This window comes from Anaerospora sp. (genome assembly GCF_032013335.1).
Classification (GTDB): Bacteria; Bacillota; Negativicutes; order Sporomusales; family DSM-15969; genus Anaerospora.
On sequence record NZ_DALZUO010000034.1, the window covers coordinates 1 to 23527 of the forward strand.

The 23527-nt window shown below is 44.1% G+C and carries 21 protein-coding genes; 16 read left to right on the plus strand and 5 right to left on the minus strand.

Annotated features, from left to right (window positions below; translation table 11 throughout):
* The first annotated feature begins 34 nt into the window (after nt 1–34).
* The 12 genes from RTR76_RS18865 (at nt 35) to RTR76_RS18920 (ending at nt 18234) form a co-directional block, all read left to right on the plus strand.
* Nucleotides 35–1546: a hypothetical protein gene (locus RTR76_RS18865; RefSeq protein WP_312523838.1), complete on the plus strand. Its 1512-nt coding sequence runs from the start codon at nt 35–37 to the stop codon at nt 1544–1546.
* Nucleotides 1547–1574: 28 nt separating this feature from the next.
* Complete coding sequence (locus RTR76_RS18870) at nt 1575–2897, plus strand: nucleotide sugar dehydrogenase (RefSeq protein ID WP_312523921.1); 1323 nt, start codon at nt 1575–1577, stop codon at nt 2895–2897.
* 17 nt (nt 2898–2914) lie between these two features.
* Complete coding sequence (locus RTR76_RS18875; RefSeq protein WP_312523843.1) at nt 2915–5551, plus strand: polysaccharide deacetylase family protein; 2637 nt, start codon at nt 2915–2917, stop codon at nt 5549–5551.
* A gap of 70 nt (nt 5552–5621) precedes the next feature.
* Nucleotides 5622–7466: a glycosyltransferase gene (locus tag RTR76_RS18880; RefSeq protein WP_312523845.1), complete on the plus strand. Its 1845-nt coding sequence runs from the start codon at nt 5622–5624 to the stop codon at nt 7464–7466.
* A 3-nt stretch (nt 7467–7469) separates the two neighbouring features.
* Nucleotides 7470–9341, plus strand: a complete 1872-nt coding sequence (locus tag RTR76_RS18885; protein ID WP_312523847.1) for a glycoside hydrolase — start codon at nt 7470–7472, stop codon at nt 9339–9341.
* Nucleotides 9342–9358: 17 nt separating this feature from the next.
* Nucleotides 9359–10390, plus strand: a complete 1032-nt coding sequence (locus RTR76_RS18890; protein WP_312523849.1) for a glycosyl hydrolase family 18 protein — start codon at nt 9359–9361, stop codon at nt 10388–10390.
* Nucleotides 10391–10546: 156 nt separating this feature from the next.
* Entirely contained in the window at nt 10547–11470 is a 924-nt protein-coding gene (locus tag RTR76_RS18895) for an NTP transferase domain-containing protein (protein ID WP_312523851.1), read from the plus strand.
* Between the two features lie 114 nt (nt 11471–11584).
* Complete coding sequence (gene xdh / locus RTR76_RS18900; RefSeq protein WP_312523853.1) at nt 11585–14152, plus strand: selenium-dependent xanthine dehydrogenase; 2568 nt, start codon at nt 11585–11587, stop codon at nt 14150–14152.
* A gap of 51 nt (nt 14153–14203) precedes the next feature.
* On the plus strand, nt 14204–14818 hold the full coding sequence (locus tag RTR76_RS18905; RefSeq protein ID WP_312523855.1) for a nucleotidyltransferase family protein: 615 nt from the start codon (nt 14204–14206) through the stop codon (nt 14816–14818).
* A 22-nt stretch (nt 14819–14840) separates the two neighbouring features.
* The gene (locus tag RTR76_RS18910; RefSeq protein ID WP_312523857.1) at nt 14841–16955 is read left to right on the plus strand and encodes a xanthine dehydrogenase family protein molybdopterin-binding subunit; all 2115 of its coding nucleotides are present in this window, start codon (nt 14841–14843) and stop codon (nt 16953–16955) included.
* On the plus strand, nt 16952–17422 hold the full coding sequence (locus RTR76_RS18915; RefSeq protein WP_312523866.1) for a 2Fe-2S iron-sulfur cluster-binding protein: 471 nt from the start codon (nt 16952–16954) through the stop codon (nt 17420–17422). The genes RTR76_RS18910 and RTR76_RS18915 overlap by 4 nt, the downstream gene beginning before the upstream one ends.
* Entirely contained in the window at nt 17416–18234 is an 819-nt protein-coding gene (locus RTR76_RS18920) for an FAD binding domain-containing protein (protein WP_312523868.1), read from the plus strand. Before RTR76_RS18915 ends, RTR76_RS18920 begins: the two co-directional genes overlap by 7 nt.
* Before the next feature lie 278 nt (nt 18235–18512).
* On the opposite strand, the gene RTR76_RS18925 is transcribed toward RTR76_RS18920, so the two are convergent.
* From RTR76_RS18925 to RTR76_RS18945, 5 genes are all read right to left on the minus strand, one after another.
* Nucleotides 18513–18686, minus strand: coding sequence for a hypothetical protein (locus RTR76_RS18925; protein WP_312523871.1), 174 nt, complete (start codon nt 18684–18686; stop codon nt 18513–18515).
* A 75-nt stretch (nt 18687–18761) separates the two neighbouring features.
* Nucleotides 18762–19238, minus strand: coding sequence for a hypothetical protein (locus tag RTR76_RS18930; RefSeq protein WP_312523878.1), 477 nt, complete (start codon nt 19236–19238; stop codon nt 18762–18764).
* A gap of 86 nt (nt 19239–19324) precedes the next feature.
* Complete coding sequence (locus RTR76_RS18935) at nt 19325–20047, minus strand: hypothetical protein (protein WP_312523880.1); 723 nt, start codon at nt 20045–20047, stop codon at nt 19325–19327.
* A 195-nt stretch (nt 20048–20242) separates the two neighbouring features.
* On the minus strand, nt 20243–20740 hold the full coding sequence (locus RTR76_RS18940) for a DUF1003 domain-containing protein (protein ID WP_312523882.1): 498 nt from the start codon (nt 20738–20740) through the stop codon (nt 20243–20245).
* Between the two features lie 123 nt (nt 20741–20863).
* The gene (locus tag RTR76_RS18945; RefSeq protein ID WP_312523886.1) at nt 20864–21004 is read right to left on the minus strand and encodes a hypothetical protein; all 141 of its coding nucleotides are present in this window, start codon (nt 21002–21004) and stop codon (nt 20864–20866) included.
* Nucleotides 21005–21230: 226 nt separating this feature from the next.
* Here RTR76_RS18945 and RTR76_RS18950 point away from each other — a divergent pair, with 226 nt between their 5' ends.
* Genes RTR76_RS18950 through RTR76_RS18965 form a run of 4 tightly spaced genes read left to right on the plus strand, consistent with a single transcriptional unit; the run spans nt 21231 to nt 23520 of the window.
* Nucleotides 21231–21662, plus strand: coding sequence for a DUF3842 family protein (locus RTR76_RS18950; protein WP_312523888.1), 432 nt, complete (start codon nt 21231–21233; stop codon nt 21660–21662).
* Nucleotides 21659–22072 (plus strand): thioesterase family protein, encoded by a 414-nt coding sequence (locus RTR76_RS18955; protein WP_312523889.1) that lies wholly within the window; start codon nt 21659–21661, stop codon nt 22070–22072. The genes RTR76_RS18950 and RTR76_RS18955 overlap by 4 nt, the downstream gene beginning before the upstream one ends.
* A gap of 57 nt (nt 22073–22129) precedes the next feature.
* On the plus strand, nt 22130–22936 hold the full coding sequence (gene murI / locus RTR76_RS18960) for a glutamate racemase (protein ID WP_312523891.1): 807 nt from the start codon (nt 22130–22132) through the stop codon (nt 22934–22936).
* A 47-nt stretch (nt 22937–22983) separates the two neighbouring features.
* Nucleotides 22984–23520 (plus strand): hypothetical protein, encoded by a 537-nt coding sequence (locus tag RTR76_RS18965; RefSeq protein WP_312523894.1) that lies wholly within the window; start codon nt 22984–22986, stop codon nt 23518–23520.
* Nucleotides 23521–23527: the final 7 nt, after the last annotated feature.

A 23527-nucleotide genomic window follows, 5' to 3' on the forward strand; every position in this document is an offset into this window, starting at 1 on the left:
TTGTACTTATCTAGCAGGGCGGTGAAATAATCACGTGAAGAAATCCGTAAGAATGCTGTTTGCTATGGCGGCAGCAATTAGTATAACGGCAGGAAATCAGTTCAGCGATGGACCAAAGGGAAACGTGGTATATGCTGCGAGCCTGCCTGCGAAATCAGATGAAAGTGCAAAAGCGGATTTTGCCTATGAAATAGCGCAAATAACGGCAAAAATTATTGCTGCTCCCAGCAATAACATTGAAAACTTTAAAGTGGAGTATTCTTACGCAATGGCCAGGGTAACTGCAAAGGCAATGCCTATGCTGCCTGAAGGCCAGCGCAGGGACTTTGCCTATGCAATGGCGCAGAATACAGCAAGAATAATGAGTGATCCTAATCTAAATGTAGAACGGGCCAAGGCCGATTTTTCCTATGAAATTGCAACATTGACATCAAAAATGATTGCCGGCTCAATCAATATTATGCCTGGCGGCACAGTTTCCAGTAATGCGGCCGTAGGCAGTTTAAATAGTGGCGGCAGTTCTCCAACAGCGCTACTGCGCAATAATGCCGATATTGAACCGAAAGCAGCGGCTTTACCGAATCCACCGACAGCGGCTGTTCCCGAACGGAAGCCGAGGGAGAATCCCAGTTATATTGCGCCGGAAACATACGATGGACTAATAAAGGACCTTAAGCAGGTGGGCGATGCGAGTAACCGCCAGACTGATAATAAAATGAATATTGATGGAGAAGTTCGTTATCATTATGCGCACAATAGCGGTTCTGGCCTCTTCGGCCGGGATTCGGCCGGAATTCGGGTTCGACTGGGAATGGATGCCCCCATTAATGAAGAAGATTGGCGCCTATACGGCATGCTGGAAGGCCAGAAGAAAATCCTGAATTACAATAATTTCTTTAAACCGTCCCGCCTGTATATAGCAGGACAAACCGGTGAAACGAAGGTAACGGTAGGTTCTTTCGGCTATCTCATGGCGGAAGGAAATATTTATGATAGCGGATTTAAAGGCGTTAGGGCTGATTTCGGCAAACCAGTCAAATATACTTTGAGTTACGGACAAACGGATGAAACACGGGAGACTATGACCGCCTCTGCGCGGTATGAAGATTACGATTATAATTTGGAAGCCGGTGTTTACCATTACAATATGGCAGGTGGTAAACAAAATAGCATTCGAACGCTTGGCGGTAATTATAACTTCAGTAATTTTGGTGTCGGAGCGATGCTTTTAAAATCCAGTCCTCAAACCAGCGGAGGCGGGACGGGCTATGTGTTCAGCTTGAATTATGGAGATTTAAAATCATGGCGGCCCGGCACTTACAGTATTTTTGCCAAATATTATAATCAGCCTCGCTATACATTCATTGCCCATGGCATGAATGGCAAAGGGAGTTTGATGGAAAATGGCTTTAAGGGTTATGGTGTGGGCATTAGCTACACCTTGGCGGAGAATATGGTAGCAGGGACAGAATACTATAATCTTTCGAATAAGAATGATGGTTCGAAAGGAAATACCTGGTGGAATTATTTAACACGTTATTTTTAACTAGAAAAGTGGGTGAATTTCATTGCAGCTGGAAGCTTTTGAACGAATACAGGCTCGCAAAGATTATCTTGCCGTAGTAGGACTCGGTTATGTAGGGCTGCCTATTGCAGTAGCTTTTGCTGATAAGGTAAAGACGCTAGGCTTTGATATTGATCAGGAAAAAATCGCCATCTATCAGAGGGGGATCGACCCGACTAATGAAATTGGTGATGAAAGAATTCGGCAGACAACATTGGAATTCACCTCCGATCCGGTGCGTTTAAAGGAAGCGAAGATTATTATTGTTGCTGTTCCAACACCGGTTAACGGCGATAAAACCCCTAACCTGGCGCCGGTCGTTAATGCCAGTAAAACAATCGGACAAAATTTAACAAAGGGAACTATTGTTGTTTTTGAATCTACGGTATATCCTGGTGTTACAGAAGATATTTGCGTGCCTATATTAGAGCGAGAATCAGGTCTTGCCTGTGGCCGTGATTTTAAAATCGCGTATTCACCGGAACGGATAAACCCAGGAGATAAAGTGCATAAGTTGGAGAACATCCGCAAAATAGTCGCCGGAATGGATGCGGAAACAGTACAGAATATCGCAGCAGCATATGAATTGATTATTCAGGCCGGTGTTTACCGAGCGGAAACGATTAAAGTGGCCGAAGCAGCAAAACTGGCTGAAAATGCACAGCGGGATATTAATATTGCATTTATGAATGAATTGTCAATGGCGTTTGATCGTATGGGCATCAGCACCAAGCAGGTTATTGATGCCATGAATACGAAATGGAATGCGCTAGGCTTTCATCCTGGTCTGGTAGGCGGTCATTGTATCGGGGTAGATCCATATTACTTTATTTATCAGGCAGAAATGCTGGGATATCATTCGCAGATTATCGCTGCCGGGCGCAAAGTCAATGATGGCATGGCTGCTTTTGTCACGGATAATATCATCAAAAAAATGATTCAGGCTAACAAGAACTTATCGAAATCCAATATTTATATTATGGGTATTACATTTAAAGAGAATTGTCCTGATATGCGCAACTCAAAGTCGGTTGATGTTTATAAGCAGCTTGCTGCATATGGGCTCAAAGTGAAAATAGTGGACCCTGTAGTTGATAAGCGGGAATTTAAGAAAGAACTGAACCTCGACCTTGTAGATATTCAGGATGTACACAATGCAGATTGTTTGGTTTTTCTAGTCGCGCACCAACAATTCAAGGATTTGCAGCTGGTTGATTTGGAAAAGCTGCTCAAACCGCAGAAATCACAAACAAAACAAGTTATTATTGATATTAAGAGTATGTTTGACCGGAAAACTATTGAGGACAAAGGGTATTCGTACTGGAGTCTTTGATCTGAGAGGTGATATGCGTGAAAAACAAAAAAATGGTGCTGTCACTGGCTGCTGTGCTTAGTATTTGTCTGATTGGACTGTTTTTTTTCAAGAATGTCTTTCTGACACAGACAGGTAGTGAGTATCGCAATATTACCGATATGAAAAGCTCCTATGAGGCTGATGCAGAAATCGCCAGTGCTTTAGCACAACTTAAAAACAGCCAGGAAAAAGCAACTATTATTACAGGCGGTAAAAGTGGTCAACGGCAGATTGCTCTGACTTTTGACGGTTTATCTGATCGTACCACGATGCAGCAGGTTTTGGACTTATTGAAAAAATATAATGCTAAAGCAACCTTTTTTGTGGATGGAATGCAAACGGCTGAAGATCCGCAAACTGTCGTAAATATTAAAAATGCGGGTTATAGAATAGAAAACTATACACTTTCCGGAATGGGAAAAATGGATACTTTGCCTGTGGAGCGCCTGGTTAGAGATTTCTGCCGGGCACAGAAAATTATCCGGGTTACAACCGACCAAGGTCCAAATCTGTTAAAATGCAATGATACTAAATATACCGATCAAGTGCTTCAAGCCGCAAGAGCTGCCGGATTTGTAAGTGTTGTGAAAAGTGATGCTTTTGTCAACGTGAAACAAGTCAATACGTCTCAAGCAGCAGATGCATTTGTAGGCAGCCTCCTACCGGGCAGTATTGTTTCTATTAAGCTTAAGACAAATACCGAACCGGTTGCAAAGGATGCAGGTAAAACCGAGCAGAAACCGGCAATCGATAAACAGCCGGGCTTGAAAAATTTGACTCAGCAGGCCGATTTTGGTGAAAAGGGAACAATTGAGGCAGTTGAAAAACTGCTAATTGCACTAACCAAAGTTAATTACACAACTGTATATGTAGAAGATTTTGCTATAAAAGGTCTGACAAAACCAGTAAAAACGTCACTGCTGCCTGACAGTAGTCTGCTAGTACAGCATATTACTGCGTTCTGGAATGTAGCATCTTCCTTAATTCAGGAGGAGGCGGCGAATTTTCTGGCTATCAGAACGGCCTATGCGGCAGATGTAGCAGGTGCTGCTGCTCAGGAAATAAAGGTGATTACAACTACAGAGCCGGCACTTTCCTTCACTTTCGGAGGAATCAGCAATGAGGCCGTTGTGAATGATATGTTGACTAGACTGCAAAATCTTGGTATTAAAGGGACTTTCTTTATTGCCGACACGGAAATGAAAAGATATCCCGGTACGCTGCGAACCATCATTAACAACGGACATGAACTTGGAATAGCTATCAGGCCTAAGGACGGCGAAACACTGGAAGAGACACAAAGGCTTATTCTGCGTGACCGTAAGCTGCTGCAGGAACAGTTTGGTGTTGATACTTATTTGGTAAAACAGCCATGGGGTGCTGTAACCGATACGACAAAAGCTGCTGTTGCTGGAATGGGCTGTAAACTAATCGGGCAGTCAATCAATGTTGTTCAGAGTAAGCATAAGGATTACAGCACTGCTGATCAGGTGATGGCTGAGATATTTGGTAAATCGGTAATTTCGCTGGGACGGGGCCAAATTATTCATTTTAGAATGGATTTCTATTCTAATGACCGTCTAATTGGCGATTTGGTGGAAGCCGTAAAACAACGCAAGGTGGATAGTATCGCTTTTGCAGCATCGTATGATAATCCTGCGAATAACCAGGCGAATAGCTCGCAATATGTGATCAAGCCGGTAGGTGCAATTCTTGGCAATGCAAAGTATGTATATCAATACCCTATCGATCCCGCTACCATCCCGGCTTACCTCAGAAGCAATGCACCTAAGCTTGTCATTAATGATCACAATTTCCTGACAGAGGTGTCAAAGCGGTATATTGGAAATCCTGATGTGGGTTATGAGGACCGTATGCTGGGATTCTCCAGAATGGATACCCGCCGTCTCGATAAAACTGGGCTGGTGCATACAAATGACAACGTTATCTTTCTTACCTTTGATGATTGGGGGACCGATGCGCCCATTAATAAGTTGCTTTACGTACTGCGTAAACATAATGTTCCAGGGGTATTTTTTGTCCTCACCCATAACGTAATGTATAATCCTAATTTGCTTCGTGCTATTGCGGTGGAGGGGCATGAAATCGGTAGTCACTCCGATATGCATAAGCCGATGGTAGTGCGTGATCCGAAAACCGGCAAGCAAGTTCCAACGCAGACTAAAGATGAGTATACCGCTGAATTAGCGTCCTCCTATCAAAAGCTGGAACAAATTGTAGGTAATGTGACTGTTAATGGAAAACCTGCATTGACACGCTTCTTCCGTCCGCCGACACTGGCGGTTAGCAGAATGGGTTTTGAGGCTTTGTTGGCAACGGGATATGAATATACTATTTCCGGCGAAAGCACCTATGACTACAAGGCTGAAAATGTTTCTCAGCTTGTCAATACGATCAAAGACAGCATTTATACGAAGAATGGCGAAGTGAAAAAAGGATCTGTTTTGGTTTTGCATATGGGAGACGGTGTCCCTTACACCCCAATCGCATTGGATATTCTGCTGACAGCCAATGAAGCCAAGGCTGACTCTGATCCTTCCAAGTTCAAGGTAGGCAGATTATCCGATTATTTAAAAGCAGGCTATACTCAGATGAGTCAACATCTTCAATAATGGGTAACTAGTATCTGTCGCAAGGAATTATATGCTGCTGTAGAGTCAGCAAGAAATGGCAGGAAAGCGGATGATCAATAAGTTATTTCAACAAGGCACTAAGGAAGAAGAAGAAGATATTTTACTTGTTGCGAAACCTGATCGCAGGCTGCTTTCCAAAGTGCCGGATAAGGAAGGCTTGCGTACCAATCTAGACAGACGCCGGGTGAAGGGCAATGAGAGCGCTGACGATGTCGCCAGCCTTATTAATAATGAGAACCGGGGCAGGCGCTATCTCGTTAATTATGATGTAACGATTCAATATAGCTCTAGCGATAAAAATGTAAAATGCCAGGGCAAAGGGATTGATATTTCCGCTACAGGCATGCTGCTGGAAGTTTCACCGGAAATTGCCCGCGATTTAAGCCAGGCAAAAACAATTAAACTGAGGTTTGTCATTGCTCCCGGCACAATGCCGGAAGGTTATGAAATGAAAGTGGATATTGCTGCTCAATATGTTCGCTTCAGCGAGGCAGCAGATGGAAAGGCCTTATGCGGAGTAGAGTTCGTACAATCCTTAGCAGAGTATGCAGCTAAGAAAAAGAATTGGTATATGCTGTCGGTAGCATCGTTTTTCTTGTTTATTATCACTGCCTTTATCCTGCTGATGCGGGCAGAAAGCATTCTCTACTTTAAGTTTAATAAAGCCTTGTATTTCTACAGTATTATTGCGGCCACTTTTTTGCTTTCGCGGTATTTATTCGGTTCTTTTTACCGGCCGGTGCCGATTGACAAGGACTTTACACCGGGAGTAACGATTATTATCCCTTGCTTTAATGAAGAGCAATGGATACAAAAAACGATTTCTGGCTGTATCAATCAGGATTACCCAATTGATAAGCTGGAAGTTATTGTTGTCGATGATTGTTCTGATGACCAGTCTTTTGCAAGAATCACCGAATTTGCTGAGGATTTGAAAGTTCAGGAAAAACGCTATGATATTGAAACACGGCTCCATTATATCCGGCAGGAACAGAATGCTGGTAAGCGGGAAGCTTTGGCCCGAGGCGCTATCATGGCCAAGCATGATTTAATCGTTTTTGTTGATTCTGACAGCTTTTTAGACCCTTTTGCGATTCGCAATCTTGTCCAGCCCTTTAAGGATACAAAAATGGGCGGTGTTTCAGGACGAACCGACGTAGCCAACACGTACACCAATGCATTGACGAAAATGCAGTCTGTGCGCTATTATATCGCTTTTCGAATCATGAAGGCGGCAGAAAGCTATTTTGATGCAGTAACTTGTCTGTCCGGGCCGCTCTCCTGTTATCGCAAGGATTTGGTCCTTCGCTATATGGACGCATGGCTGAATCAGCGGTTTTTAGGAGAAAAAGCTACCTTTGGCGATGACCGCAGTATGACAAACTTTATTCTGCGGCAGCATCGTACCGGCTATCAGGATACAGCCATCTGTAATACGATTGTTCCCAATAACCACCGGATTTTTTTGAAGCAGCAGATGCGCTGGAAACGTTCGTGGCTTCGCGAATCACTGATTGCTGCAGGTTTTATGTGGAAAAAAGAACCCTTTATGGCCTTATCCTTTTATATGGGCGTGCTGGTTCCTTTGGTAGCACCGCTAATTGTTATTTATAACTTGCTCTATATTCCCATTACCCAGCGTGTTTTCCCCTTGACCTTTATTATTGGTATTGCTTTAATGGCTTTACTTATGAGTATGGCTCAACTGTTGCTTCGCAAAAGCTCAACCTGGATATATGGGTTATGGTTCTGTCTGTATTATGAGGCAGTATTGCTATGGCAGATGCCGATTGCCTGGGTCACTTTTTGGAAGACGACCTGGGGAACTCGCATGACTCCGGCCGATGTGCTCGAAGCAATGAAAAAGAATCCCAAGAAGCAAATGAGGGCATAAGAGATGACCATATCACGTGAAGAATTTACTGCCCGCAAAGACAGAAACAAACGCATTCGCGTTGTATTTCAGATCTTTTTTCTTCTGGCGGTAGTAGCTGTTGGTGTATACGTATTATTTACATTAAAAGCGTACTCTCCTTTTACGCAGCAGAATGTGAAATTCTCCGGCGATAAAGGCTTTATTTCTCTTGCCTATTTTGGCGTAGCGAGAAATGGCAACCAGAATCTCATTGGTGTAGACCGGCTGCGCGATCATTTGCAGGGGTTAAAAAATGCTGGGTATGTGACGATTACGCAGCAGGATATTCTTAACTATTATCAAACAGGAAAAGCGTTACCGGAAAAATCGCTGTATCTAATCTTTGAAGATGGTAGGCGGGATACGGCAATCTTTTCACAAAAGATATTGGAAGACTTAAATTTTAAAGCAACAATACTGACCTATCCCGAAAAATTTGAGAAGAACGATCCGAAGTTTCTAATGCCGAAAGAATTGCGAGAGCTGGAAAAGAATACTTTCTGGGAAATGGGCACAAACGGTTACCGTCTGGCATTTATTAATGTATTTGACAGGTATGACAATTATCTGGGAGAACTTGATCCCCTGGAGCATGCCAGCGTTGCTTCTTATCTGGGACGAAAATACAATCATTATCTGATGGATTATATCCGTGACGAATATGGCATCCCGAAAGAAAGTCAAACCCGCATGAAAGAGCGGATTTCCTACGATTATCAGACACTGCAGACTATTTACACACAGCAGCTTGGTTATGTGCCGGGTATGTATATTCTCATGCATTCCAATACAGGAAGCTTCGGCAATAATGATAAAGTAAGTGCTGTTAATGAACAATGGATCAATACTTTGTTCAAAATGAACTTTAACCGGGAAGGCTTTGCCTTTAATCAGCGCAACAGCAGTATATATGACTTAACACGCATGCAGCCGCAGGCGTATTGGTATACCAATCATTTGTTGATGCGTATTAAATATGATATTAACCAGGACCTTCCCTTTGTTACAGGAGATAGCAATAAACAAAAAGCCTGGGAAACACTCAAAGGTGCTGCTGAGTTTCAGGAAGAAACGATTGTTTTGACTTCCCTTCCTAAGGATAGAGGCCTGTTACGCCTAAAGAACAGCAACGATTTCGGTGACCTAAAGCTTTCGACAAGGCTTAAGGGCAATAAGCTTGGGTTGCAGAAAATTTATCTTAGGGCAGATGAGGCTCTTAATCGTTTTGTTGCAGTGAATATTTACAACAACGTCTTATATGTAACGGAAAAAATTAACGGTACCGAAAAGGAACTATATCAGGTAAACTTAGATGAATATGACGGTAAAGAACGCCTGTCTGTTGCGGAAGATAAAAAAGCAGCAGAAATACGGGAATTTGAAACGTTCATCAAATATGCCGACTCTGCTGAAAAGGCAAAGATTTATACTGCGAGATTAGTGGATAAGAGTCGGGAGAATGCTCCCAATATAGCGTCAGGAGCGCCCGAGTATATCCCTGAACTTAGTGTTCTTGCAAAAGGAGACCGGCTGTTATCACTTGCACTTAGAGGTGATAAGCTTACTATTATGTTAGATGGTAAAGAAGCTGTTAAAGAGCTTCAGTTATCAAACAACAACAAAGCAGGTGCTGTTTATCTTGAGACGGCATGGGGCGGTTACGGCTGGAGTCAAAGGAATTTGGCCGATGATGTCTATGATGGCGTATTTGAAAAACTGTTGATTACTGAAAATACTGGTTCCGATAAGGAAAAAGTTCTATATGACAGCAGTATGCAGGGGTTTGAGGCTGTTGTGTTTAAGTTGAAACAATATTGGTCAGCTCTCATCAACTGGTTTGTCGTAAACTTGTAAGTAGAGGGAGGAATTGTGTGAGTAGATTACTGTATAACACGTTTAAAGCGGCTGTTGTTGCAGTTGGACTTGTCTTTTTGGCAGGCTGTAATTATAACAGTCAGGCTATTGGCAGCACTGTCCCGTTAGGTCCTATTCAACAATCCGCTTGGATGGCGTACTGGGATTTGGAAGCAGGCGAAAAAGATATAGCAAAGCTAGGAAAGAAGCTGGAGAAGCTCTCGTACTTTGGCGCATATTTTGATAAAGATGATCGCCTTTTCCTGCCCAAAGAGCTTAGCGATAAAAGAACAGAGCACCAAAAACAGAAAGTAAGCTATAAAACCTATCTTACCTTTGTCAACGATAAGCAAAATGCTGATGGTTCAACGGTGATGAAAGATACAGAAGTACTTCGTCGCTTATTTACTGATGATGCATCTATGGATAAACACATAGCGGATATCATTGCCCTTACTAAGCAGGGTGGCTATGATGGGATTGAAATAGACTATGAACGGATATGGAAAGATGAAAAGGTTGGACAAGCCTTTGTCCGCTTTACTGACAAGCTTTATGAGCAAGCAGTGAAAAATGATTTGTATTTGCGGGTTGTACTGGAGCCGAGTTCTCCGTTTGCGATTGACTTCCCCCGCGGTCCGGAATATGTGGTGATGTTATATAACCTGCACGGTCCGCATAACTCTCCCGGCCCTAAGGCAAACAAGGAATTTATTCAAAAGAAAGTGAAACAAATGGCTGCTTTGCCGGGAGAAAAGTCAGTGGCATTTTCTACAGGAGGCTGCCTGTGGGGCGATAACGGTGAAAAACGATTTCTCACAGAAGTGGAAGCAAAAACGCTTGCTGTAACTCACGGCGCTAAGCTTAACCGGGATGATGGGAGCCAATGTCTTATTTTCACTTACAAGGAAAAAGGGGTATCGTATCAGGTCTGGTATGCGGATGTGAAAACACTGCAATACTGGATAGCTGCAGCACAAGAACTAGGAGAAAGCGATATCAGCCTGTGGCGGCTTGGTGGCAATATAGATATAAACAAAATAAATTAAGTTCGTTATAAAGCCTTTCGGAAGTTAATTGCCGAAAGGCTTTATTTTGCAGTTCATTTTTTTTGATTAAGATGCTATAGTAAGAAAAAGGAAATAAAATGGTATTTAACTCAATAGAACCGTTCCGCTGCCCTGGAAACGGAATATGAGGTAGGCATGAAAAAGAAGAAAACAACAGGCGGGATTATTGTTGCAGCCGGAAAAAGATCCAAACGAAGCGAACCTGACCCACTGCTGAAGATCGGCTCAATTACAGTAGTAAAAAGAATTGTTCTTACCTTTCAACAAGTCGGAATCTCGCCGATTGTGGTCATTACCGGCTACCGGGCAGATGAGATTGAACATGATTTAGCTGATTACGGAGTCATATTTTTGCGAAATGAAGAGTATGAAAACTCGCAAATGTTTGATTCCGCCAAACTTGGCTTGACATTCCTGCAGAATAAATGTGATCAGGTCATTTTCAATCCGGTCAACATCCCGATGTTTACTCCTGAGACCATTCACCGGATGATGGAATGCGGCGAAAAGATAATTTCTCCTTCTTATCAGGGGAAATCCGGTCATCCACTGCTGCTGGCGTCCGAATTAATTCCTCAGCTTCTTGTCTATGATGGAACGATGGGCATGCGGGGAGCGCTAGAGAGCACCGGAATTAACAGGCAATGGATGGATATCGATGATGAAGGTATTCTGCATGATATGGATGATATTGACCGCTTGGATTACCTATTAAAAAAACACAATCAGCATATTCTGCATCCTTTTCTCAGAATCAGCATCGAAAAGGAATCATTATTTTTCAATTCCCGTACAAAATTGCTGCTGATTTTAATTCAGGATACACACTCTGTCCGCAGTGCCTGCAGGCATATTGCCCTGTCGTACAGCAAAGCCTGGAATATGTTAAATCAGCTGGAGCACGAGCTGGGCTATGCCGTAATTGAAAGAAAGCATGGTGGCAGCAAGGGGGGCAAAACTTTTCTTACAAAAGAAGGTGCGTTGTTCCTGGAAAAATTTCAGCAGTTTGAGCAAAATGTGCGCCAATATGCAAAAGATGAGTTTAGTCGATTATTTTAATATTGCCTGGGACGAGGCAAGTTCTTTTGACAAAGAATTTGATGCAAAGCAACCTCCATTTTATAATGATTTTAACAAGGATATTGTTAGAACCGTGTAAAATAGGAGGTTATTATGTTTACTCTCAATATTAACGGCAGCGATGTTACTGCCACGAGTGATAAACCGTTGCTGACTTTTTTACGGGATGATTTGCGGATTACTTCTGCAAAAGACGGCTGTAGTGAAGGCGCATGCGGAACCTGTACTATTTTAGTGGACGGAAAAGCAGTTAAAGCATGTGTACAGAAGGTTTCAAAATTTGTTGGAAAGCGAATTGTAACGGTCGAAGGGTTAAGTGCCAGGGAGAAAGCGGTTTACGAGCAGTGCTTTGGTGAAGCTGGAGCTGTTCAGTGCGGCTTTTGTATTCCAGGAATGATCATCAGTGCTAAAGCGTTATTAGACGATAATCTGAAGCCAAGCCGGGCGGACGTCAAAAAAGCGATTAACGGCAATCTATGCCGCTGTACCGGTTATAAAAAAATTGAAGATGCGATTCTGCTGGCTGCAGACTATTTTCGGGAAGACATTGCAATTCCGGCATTACCGGATCAATTGAACGTAGCTAAGAAATTCAAGCGTTTTGATGCAGCGGAGAAAGTGCATGGCACGGGCACCTTCGTGGATGATATTGAACTGCCGGGAATGATTTATGCAAAAACGGTTCGCTCTAAATATCCAAGAGCCCGTATTAATAAAATTGATATCAGCAAAGCAGCAGCTCATCCGGACTGCGTGAAGATTCTATTGGCAGCTGATGTACCCTATAATAAAGTTGGTCATATTAAGCCTGACTGGGACGTAATGATTGCAGAGGGCGGAATCACGCGGTATGTGGGAGATTCGCTGGCATTGGTAGCTACGTATCATAAAGAAATGTTAGAGGAAGTATGCCGGTTAGTCGAAGTAGACTATACCGAGCTGGAGCCGGTAACTTGTCCGACAGACGCATTGCGGGCGGATGCACCGTTGATTCATGCTGATGGCAATGTGATGAGCCGGGCAGGCTTACAGCGCGGTAATGCCGATGAAGCGATCAAAAACTCTAAATATGTGGTCACGCGAAAATATAAGACTCCTTTCCAGGAGCATGGTTTTATGGAGCCTGAGTGTGCTATTGCCATGCCTGAGGGGGAAGATGGGATTTTCTTATATTCCGGCGGTCAATCAGTCTATGATGAACAGCGCGAAATCGCGCTCATGCTGCAAATTCCTGCTCAAAAGGTGCATTGTCAAACGCAGCTGGTAGGCGGCGGCTTTGGCGGTAAGGAAGATATGAGTGTGCAGCATCTGGCGGCACTCATGGCTTGGCATACGAAGAAACCGGTCAAAGTAAAATTCTCCCGTCAGGAAAGTCTGGATTATCATGTTAAGCGTCATGCAATGGAGATGGAGTTCACAACAGCATGTGATGAGAATGGCTATTTAACAGGGATGAAAGCAGTTATTATTGCCGATACAGGGGCGTACGCATCACTTGGCGGACCTGTATTGCACCGGGCCTGTACCCATGCAGCCGGACCGTACAACTATCAGAACGTTGATATCTACGGCATGTCTGTTTATACCAATAATGTTGTTGGGGGCGCTTTCCGGGGCTTTGGGGTAACGCAAAGCTGCTTTGCAACCGAAAATAATATTAACTTATTGGCAGAACTAGCCGGTATCTCACCCTGGGAAATCCGCTATCGCAATGCCATACGTCCCGGACAGGTACTGCCGAATGGCCAAATTGCCGATGAAAGCGTTGCTATGGCTGAATGTCTGGAGGCCGTTAAAGAAGTATACGAATCCAACCCCTATGCAGGGATAGCGATAGGCTTTAAAAACAGCGGAACCGGCATGGGCAAAAAAGATATTGGCCGCTGTATTTTATCAATAGAAGAAGGAAAAGTGCATATCCGTACTTCTGCTGCCTGTATGGGTCAGGGGATTGCAACTATGTGTGCTACCGTACTATGTGAGACAACAGGCCTTAATCCAGCACTCTTAGTGCATGAAAGGGCCGATACGGTTAGGACGCCTAACTCAGGTACCAGCACAGCTTCCCGTCAGACGGTTGTAACCGGTGAGGCTGTTAGACGGGTTTCTGAAGAACTGAAAGTCGAGCTTGATAAAGGGCTAACGCTGTCTGACTTAGAGGGCAGAGAGTTTTACGGGGAATATTCGGTAAAAAGTGATCCCCTTGGAGCCATTAAGGATAATCCCATCAGCCATGTAAGCTATAGTTATGGCGCGCAGGTCGTTATTCTGAACGAAGATGGCAAAGTTGAAAAAGTGGTTGCCGCTTATGATGTGGGAACACCTGTTAATATTCAGTCAGTAGAGGGGCAGATTGAAGGCGGCGTCATTATGGGATTGGGGTATGCCATGACCGAGGATTTTAAAGTAGAGGGTGGCTACCCAAAGACGAAGTTAGGAACCCTGGGATTAATGAGGGCAAAGGATGCTCCAGAACTGGAAACCATACTGGTACAAGGGAAAGGAAAAATTCCTCAGACTTACGGAGCAAAAGGCTGCGGAGAGCTATGTCTTATTCCCACAGCACCGGCCTGCTCCCATGCCTATTACCGGTTGGACGGCAAATTACGTACCCAGCTGCCGCTGCAAGACACCTATTATAAAAAGACTAAAAACAAGTAGGTACAGACAAGAACATTCGTAACTTAGCCGGCAGGGGAAGTGAGGGATCTGATGAAGATTAACGGCATTATTCTGGCTGCCGGCATGTCGAGCCGGATGGAAGCATTTAAACCCCTTTTAAAGCTTAAGGATAAGACAATCATTGAATGCAGTATCGATAGCATGCTGTGCGCTGGAGTGCAGCAAGTGGTTGTAGTATTGGGACACCGGGCGCAGGAGCTGGAAACGGTGCTGTTGTCGCGGTATGAGCACTCGCGGCTGGTATTGGTCCGCAATTCTCACTATGCAGAGATGGATATGCTGATGTCTGTAAAAATCGGTATATCTGCTTTGCCGGTATGTGACGCTTTTTTCCTTTTACCTGGGGATATGCCTGCTGTCAATTCACAGACTTTTCTAAAAGTGAAAGAGACGATGGTCAGGTCCCAAGCATTGATTGCTTTTCCCTCGCTGGAAGGGCATCGCAAACACCCACCCCTTATTTCAGCAAAATGTATGGATACCATTTGCAAGTTTGATGGCACAGGCGGTCTTAGGGAGGTGTGGAAGCAGCTGGAAAGTGAGATCGTAACTGTTGCTGTGGACGATGCTGGCTGCAGGCTTGATGCAGATACCAGGGCAGACTATCAAAGGCTGGTAGACTACATGGAGTTTTCAAATTCGTAGTCAAATGTATAGGAGGCGCCGTATGGAGAAAATTAGTAAATCTGCAAAGAAAAAAGATCATGAAGCAAAAATAACCGGTCGTGCTCTTTATGTGGATGATCATGTGATTGACGGTATGATTTATGGCCGCTTGCTGCGTTCTGCTAAAGCAAAAGCGCGGATCAGCGCTATCCAGCTTCCTGAGCTGCCTGACGGCTATTTCGTTGTCGACAAGAGCGATGTAACTGGAATCAATCAGGTCCATATTGTTCAGGATGATACACCTGTTTATGCAGCAGAAATGGTTGAATATGTGGGAGATCCGATCTTGATGGTTGTCGGTCCGGAGCTGAAAGAAGTGGAGCGCATCAGGGACGAAATCGTTATCGTCTATGAAGAACTGCCCGCCATACTGGACATGCGTAAATCGGATACGATCTTCTTCAATTATAATTACGAAAAGGGAAATATTGAGCAGGCTTTAGCTGAAGCAGATCAAGTTTTTATTGAAACTTTTCAGACCGGTTATCAAGAGCAGGCTTATTTAGAAACGCAGGGGATTATTGCGTATCCTCATAACGGGCGTATGACAGTACGGGGCTCGCTGCAGTGTCCCTATTATGTACATGGCGCGGTTGCCAAAGCGTTAGGGTACGCCGGCAAAGATGTACAAATTATTCAGGATGTTACCGGCGGCGGCTTTGGTGGAAAGGAAGCATTTCCATCCATCCTTGCCTGCCAGGTGGCAGTAGCGGCAAAAAAAGCAAATAAACCGGTCAAAGTAGTATTTGATCGGCGTGAAGACATGGAATTTACCTCAAAACGCCATCCATCAATCAGTACTTATAAAGTAGCCGTAAAAAACGGTGAAATTACTGGTATGGATATTGATGTTATGTTTAATAGTGGTGCCTATACCACTTTGTCGCCCGTTGTTTTGCAGCGCGGCCTGATTTGTGCCAATGGTGTGTACCGGGTTGATAACCTGCGGGTAACAGGGCGGGCTGCTAAGACAAATACTGTTCCCTGTGGCGCCTACCGTGGCTTTGGCGCACCGCAAACCTTTTTCGCTGTCGAGATGATCATGGATCATATTGCTAAGGCACTAGGGATGGAGTCACTTGAGCTCAAAGAAAAATACATGGTTAAGCAGGGAGATGCTACTTCTACAAGCGGTAAGTACCATTTTCATGTACCGCTGCCGGAAATGGTGGCCCGAATGGATGAGCTAACCGGGTACCGCAATAAACGCAAGCAATATCAGCAGCAGACTGGCCGCTATCGGAAAGGCATTGGACTGTCTATGTTTTTCCATGGCTGTGGTTTCACCGGCAGCGGTGAGCGGGATCTGATTAAAGCGGTCGCAAGAATTCGCAAGAATGCCGATGATACGGTAGAAGTGTTGGCAAGCAACACGGATATCGGCCAGGGCCTAAAAACTACTTTTTGCAAGATTGTTGCTGATACCTTAGGAATACCCTATGAACAGGTATATATAGAGAATCCTGATACTGATCGTGTACCCGACTCAGGACCGACTGTAGCAAGCCGCTCGTTAATGACGGTTGGAGGACTGCTGCAGAAGGCCGCACAGAGGTTGAAAAAGGACTGGAAACCAGGCGAAGAGCAAGTAATTGAAGAACATTTCGTTGAACCGGATTTTGTGATTCCTTTCAGCCTTGAAAAGTTTCAAGGCGATGCTTATCCCACTTATTCATGGTCGGTTAATGTAATTGAGGTTGAAGTGGATACGCTGACAGCTTTTGCAAAGGTAGTGGGTGCCTGGGGAATATTTGATGTAGGCGTTCCTGTCGATCTGAATATTATCCAGGGACAAATGCAAGGCGGTTTCCTGCAGGGGATTGGCTATGCATCAATGGAGCAAATGGATTATAACGATAAAGGGATCATTCGTAACAACAGCTTCAGCGATTATATTATCCCCACAGCCGTGGATGTGCCTAATCTAGTGACGGAAATTATGAATAACCCCTACACGCATGGTCCTTACGGAGCAAAGGGGGCGGGCGAGCTTCCGCTTGTAGGCGCCGCACCGGCCTATGTTGAGGCAATGGAAAATGCACTTGGTGCAAACTTAAATAAGATACCCTTTACAACAGAAGATGCCATGCGGATTTTACAGGAGGGGAATAAATGATGATAAAATTTATTCTTAATGGTCAGGAGGTTACCTCCCAGGCCAGGGCAAATGAGCGGCTGCTTGATGTGCTGCGGGCTGAATTTCGTCTCACTGGTGTAAAATGCGGCTGTAAAGAGGGCGAATGCGGTGCCTGCTCCGTTATCCTGGATGGCCGTTTAGTGAATACCTGTATGGTAGCGATGGGAAACCTCGAAGGCAGTACAGTGTTGACGATCGAGGGTTACAGTGAAACAGAGCGCTTTGCCGTTCTGGAAAAAGCCTATGCTTCAGTCAGTGCCGTCCAGTGCGGGTTTTGTATTCCGGGAATGATGCTTGCCTCCGAATGTATACTTGCTAAAAATCCTAAGCCTACTGAAGCTGAGATACGCGAAGGAATTTCGGGTAATCTTTGCAGATGTACCGGCTATAATGCGATTGTAGAAGCAATTGCTATCGCCGCGAAGGAGGGGCAGGGATTATGGTAAACGGTTATTTGGCAACATCTTTGCAAGAAGCTTTGGAGATTCGTGCGCGGGAAGTGGTCACGCCTTACGGCGGGGGAACTGATCTGATGATTGAACCGAAAGAGGATGCGACGTATTTATTTCTCGGTAAAGTACCGGAACTGAAAAAGATCAGTGAAGATAATCAATATATTCGTATAGGCGCTGCCGCTACATTTACGGATATTCTGGAAAGTGAACTGATTCCGGCAATTCTGAAGGAAGCGGTGTCCCAAATTGCTGCTCCGGCAATTCGCAACCTTGGTACGGCTGGCGGCAATATCTGCAATGGCTCTCCCAAAGGGGATAGTACACTGATCTTTTTTGCAACAGACGCTAAACTGCGGCTGGTAAGCAAGAACAGTGAACGGATAATTCCCATTGCAGAGTTCTTTCTTGGCAGAAAGAAAATCGCTCTCAAAGAGGATGAGCTGCTTGTCGAAATCCTGCTAAGCCGGACCGGACTTGCTAATTACTATTATAAAAAAGTGGGGGCAAGAGACGCTTTAGCGATCTCACGGGTAGCCTTCGCTGCTGTTATGGATATTGTGGATGGAAAAATTGCTGCTTGCAAAACGGCTTTTGGTGCGGTAAGTGATTGTTTTATCAGGCGTCCGGACATTGATGGAATGCTGGAGAATAAAACGATTGAAGAAGCCAAAACCTTGAGAGAACAATATCTTGCAGCTTACGATCAGGCAATTGTTCCGATCAAAGGAAGAATTTCGGCAGAGTATAGAAAAACAGTCTGCATGAATTTACTGCGTGATTTCCTGGAAAGTAACGGTATTTGAACTAAGCACCCAGCTTATAGCAAATAAGAGACCCAGCTTTTTATTAATAGCTTGGGTCTTTTTTTTGTCTGCAGCTTCAGAGGCACCAGAAAGGTAAGATGGTAAGTGGTATAAATAAAAGAGAAGCTATTAGCTAGCTTCTCTTTAGTGTGGCGGTTTAGCGCCAGGGATAGGAAAGACGGTCAAAGTAGGCTACTGCTATAAAAACAACAGCGATTACAACGCAAGCTGCAATTACAAAGAATGTCATAGCATCCCTCTTTTCGGGCCTTATAAAACTATCCCCTCATAGCATGTGCGAGTTCGTGAATATCATTCATGAAATGGTTATTTTGGCCGAAGCCACCGCCAAAGCCGTTGCCGAAGCCATGCCCAAATCCTCTAAGCGCTCCGCCAAATCCCTGTCCACACGGCAGGTAACAGATGTCACAGTAGGCCCAACGGTAAACCATAACTATGCCTCCCTGATTAGTTGCTGTTCTATTGTATTTTATGTTGACAATTAGAATGTGTGCTTTTTTGTGCCGTCAGATGTTGGGAAATAAGCCAAGGGGAGATTTCCTTTTAAAGCCTGACCACAATAAATCGATTTGAAAAGAAGAATTGTTTTTAGTAGTATTAATGGCTATCGTAAGTTCAAAGTCATCCTTATTGAAAACAAGCAGGTCCTTGTTTTCTTCGGCGGGCTTTGAGATAGTACCGTCTATTACCAGTGCCCAGTCATTATTTTTGGCTTCTGTTACATAAAAGTCATGAAGGTTACTCCAATGCTGATCAGTAGTATAAATACGGGAGATCAAAATGCTCCTGTTGTTTCTGATTATTTTAAAATCGGTCAGAGTAGCCCCTGGAAAAGTAGCAAGGCGATATGACTCTTGCTGCAGGGTATCTTCCGCTCTTTGCAGATGAGGAACTGAAAAAATAGTATTATAGATGGTTACGCCAAGCATTCCCAACAGACATACAAAGATAACGGACAGTATGACCTTTTCTTTGGGCATCATATCATACCTCCAGTACGATGGGGGTGGCAATTCACTATTTTTATTCTTCCTAACTTCCCAATATCTATTCGGGAGCTAACTGTATTCTATAGCCATAGCGTAGATAGGTCGTCAGTTTTGTATTTTTCCAGCGCTTTCTTTTTGATAACCTCTAGCGAATAAGGAACACTGTCTGATAAGGATTTTGTCAGTTTCCAGCCTGTTTTAGAGCGGTCAAGGGTAAACTGCAGATAAGCCATGGTAGGACTGTCTGCCAGTTCAGGAGCTTCGCTCTCGCGGGTATAGATGCAGGCACCGGTTATGGACGATGAATCTTGATGGGTAATTTCTACGTAGCGTAACGTAAAGGAATGGAAGTTGCCAATCCATTCAAGAAACTGCTGCTCTGATAAATCCCCGGCAACAGTATCGATTTGCCGGAGCTTGTGGAGATCTTTCGTATTAAAAGCATCTATGCGCTGAAGCAGCAGCCGGATAGCCGCCCGTTCTGTACTGGAAATAGCAGGAGAAATTCTGGTTATCGTTTGTATTTCAATGATATTGCCCCACATAATGGAGGTAAAAGAATCTTTGCGGCTTATTGCACTAAATTTGACCGGCAAGCCTGCCTTGCGCAGCTCACGGGGTAAGTTTGTAGGCTGATACTTCTGTCCGTCATCACCGATAATGCCGTAAAAGCCTTCACCGATTGGGACATAAGCAATCTCGCCTGTTAATTGGATAGTCGCTGCTGCAGCAGAAGCGGTAACTGGAATAAATACAATAAGTACTGCAAGTAAGAAGAGCAGATTCATTTTTAACAATCTCAAGATAAACACATCCTTATATGGCAATAGTTGATTATAAACGATTAAATTGATTTGTACTAAATTTAGGTTTGCCTGGAGCAACTTTAATCACAAAACCGCAGCCAATACATTTGATCCGGCATTCCTTTTGCTTAATCTGACTGGCAAAAAGGGTCAGTTTCTTTTTACAATACGGGCATTGTACTTCCATATGGATCACCGCTTATCATTATTTTGTTCCAGTTTTTCTAATCGCGTCAGAATTTGGGCCATAATGGCATCTTGATGGACCAAATGCTCCATAATAATCTTGATCTCTTCTTCCGCTGTTTTGTTAATTTGATAATCCTGTTCGGCCATGAGGCGGTCTTTTTCAGATTGCCGGTTTTGGCTCATCATAACAACCGGGCCGGTATAAGCGGCTTGAAAACTCAACACCAGATTAAGCAGGATAAACGGGTAGGGGTCCCAGGATTTAAAGAAATCAGTACCGGTTGCAGATAAATAGAATAAGTACACATTGGTCGCCATCCATATGGTGATGATAATACTTTGATAGATGATAAAGGGCCAGCTGCCGACTATTGTGGCCACCTTATCGGCGATGCGCTGCCCGGTAGTAAGCTGCTCCCGGAACTGATGGTTAATATTCCGGACTACGTGCTTATTATGATTATATCGTGCTGCAGGACCATAAATCTGCTTATTACTCATTTGCCGGTAACCTCGCTTCGCTATGTATTGCATATATTTCGCTTTCCGTATAGCTGTAATTATACCAGAAAAAAAGAACTCCCGCTTTCGCAGATGGAAAGCTCAGGAGTTCTTTTGTATTGCTTATGAATTGGGAGTAGAAGATTTAGTAGAGAAGCTATCCTTTTCAGTAGACTGATTTTTTGTTGTTTGACTTGTTTGTTTTGTGCTGTTTGCTCTGGCCTGCTGACGGCTGCGAAACTGATCAAGAGTTCTACCACCCATATGCTTACCTCCGTTGAAAAGCTTATTTGGTTATGCTTTGCCTGTTATTATGTATATGTCAGATTGTTTGCTAATATGCATGGTAATTTTTCCTGTATGTCAGTGCGGGACTAGTACCGTTTTGAGTTTTGCTATTTTGACAAATTGTGGATAGAAGCGTACAATATACAATGTTATAAAGCGTTTTGCAACAAAGGGAATGCAGTTTGGTGCCGGAAGGAAGGTAATGATGATTATCGCAGTTATTGACGGTATGGGTGGCGGACTGGGAGCCCAGGTAGTAGCTCAGCTGACAGATCATATAGGAGAAAAGGTGGGAATTATTGCTCTCGGCACGAATGCTCTGGCTACTAATAATATGGTACGGGCCGGCGCAGCCAGAGGTGCAACCGGTGAAAACGCTGTACGCGTATCTCTTCGCAAAGCGGATGTTGTCGTTGGCCCAATTGGTATTGTAATTCCTAATGCCATGATGGGGGAAATTACTCCGCAAATTGCTGAAATAGTAGCTAGCTCGGATGCTGCTAAAATTTTGATTCCCGTTAATCAAAATCACTTTTCAATCGTCGGACTGGAAGCAAAACCTCTGGTGAACCACATCCGGGAAGCTGTTCAGCGAGTTGGGGAAATCGTAAAAGAGAAAGAGGGAAAGGTATGATAGCAGTAAGAGAGAAGGTCCGCTTTGCTGAGACGGATATGATGGGCGTAGTTCATCATGCGAATTATTTTCGCTGGTTTGAAGTGGGGCGTGTTGAATATTTGCGGCAGGCAGGTATTTATCTACTTGAGCTGATGGCACAGGGAATTGTATTTCCTATTACTGATGTTAGCTGCCAATACAAGGCCTCAGCCCAATTTGATGATACTATTTCAATTGAAACCACGATGGCTGAACTATCGCGTGCCAAAATGGTATTCACTTACCGGGTTATTCGCGAAGCGGACGGCAAGCTGCTGGCAGAAGGCAGAACGCAGAATGTTTTTACCGATAATCAGGGCAGAATTATTCGTTTAGAACCGAAAGTGCTTGAAAAATTGGATAGTATGTACCGGCAGGAACCACGATAGTAAGGTATATTATGAAGATGCCCAGATAGACTATTGAAAATGAGGAGGTTGGGCTCGGTGAATAAGTCAGCACCAATTGGTGTTTTCGATTCCGGCATTGGCGGTCTTACGGTTGTAAAAGAACTGAGAGCGTTAATGCCGCAGGAAGAGATTATTTATTTTGGCGATACGGCCCGAACTCCCTACGGCTCGCGGTCACCAGCTGAAATTATTGATTTTATGCATCAGATTCTCCGTTTTTTTGCTGCTCAGCAGGTTAAAATGGCAGTGGTTGCCTGTAATACGATGACTGCCTTAGGCTTGGATATGGCAAAGAAAAAATACCCTTTTCTGCTGGTTGGTGTAAATACAGGCATTCGATCTGCACTAAAAGTCAGCCGGACGAAAAATATCGGCGTTATCGCTACGCAAGCAACAGTAGCAAGCGGGAAACACGGTAAGGCGGCTAAGGCTATTGAGCCTAAAGCGACTGTTTATCCGCAGGCGTGTCCGAAGTTCGTACCGTTAATTGAAGGAGAAAAAGTAAGCGGAGCTGAAATCCAGGAAGCGGCAATTGAGTATCTTGTTTCTTTAAAAGCTGCTAAAGTAGACGCTTTAGTTCTCGGATGCACTCATTATCCGTTTATCAGTTCCTTAATTAGCGATATTTTAGGAAGTGAAGTCACGCTCATCGATCCGGCCCGTGAAACAGCGGAGGATGCCTGTGCCCTGCTGGCCAAACATCAGCTGCTTGCAGAGGAAGGTCCCGGCAACACGAGATTTTGTTTTTCCGCTGATATTGACCGGGCAAAACGCATGGCACAGCATCTGTTTGAACAGCGGCTGCCGGACTTTGAACTGGTAAACTTGCAAGATTATCAATAGTTTTATACAATAGTTACAAAGAGGAAAACTCTGGATGGAGGATTGCTGTGGAATTTCTTGCCTTTTTATTTATTGTTGTCGGAGTGGTTATGGTTGCGTTGTGGCTGTATATAGTTCGCCAGGGAGATGCCGAATTTGATTTTCTGGTCGACCGGCGCAGCGAGTTTATTTTGGATGAGTTAACAAAAGAGAAGGCCGTTTTTTCCTGTGCGGTTCCCTTTTTGAATAAAGGAACACAGGACGGCACCATTATGGATTGTTATCCCCGTCACTTGATGCCTAATGAATACTATAAGGGCTGCCATGTTCAATCTCGTTTGACGCTGGAATCCAATAGCCGTAATGACGGATACTGGGAAGCGCTTATTGTCTTTAAAACTACCGGTGATGCAATAGTACTGACACTTACTTTTACTGATGAAAACGGAAATATTCAGCAGGCACTTGCAGATCTGCCGGATATGCCGATCGATATTGTTTATCAGGCCGTAGCACGGTCAGACTGGTATATATCGAAAAAACGGCTGGTCATGCCGGCAGCGGAAATTCAAGCAGCCCTTCAACAGGGCGTTGTGGAGCAATAGGAGGTTT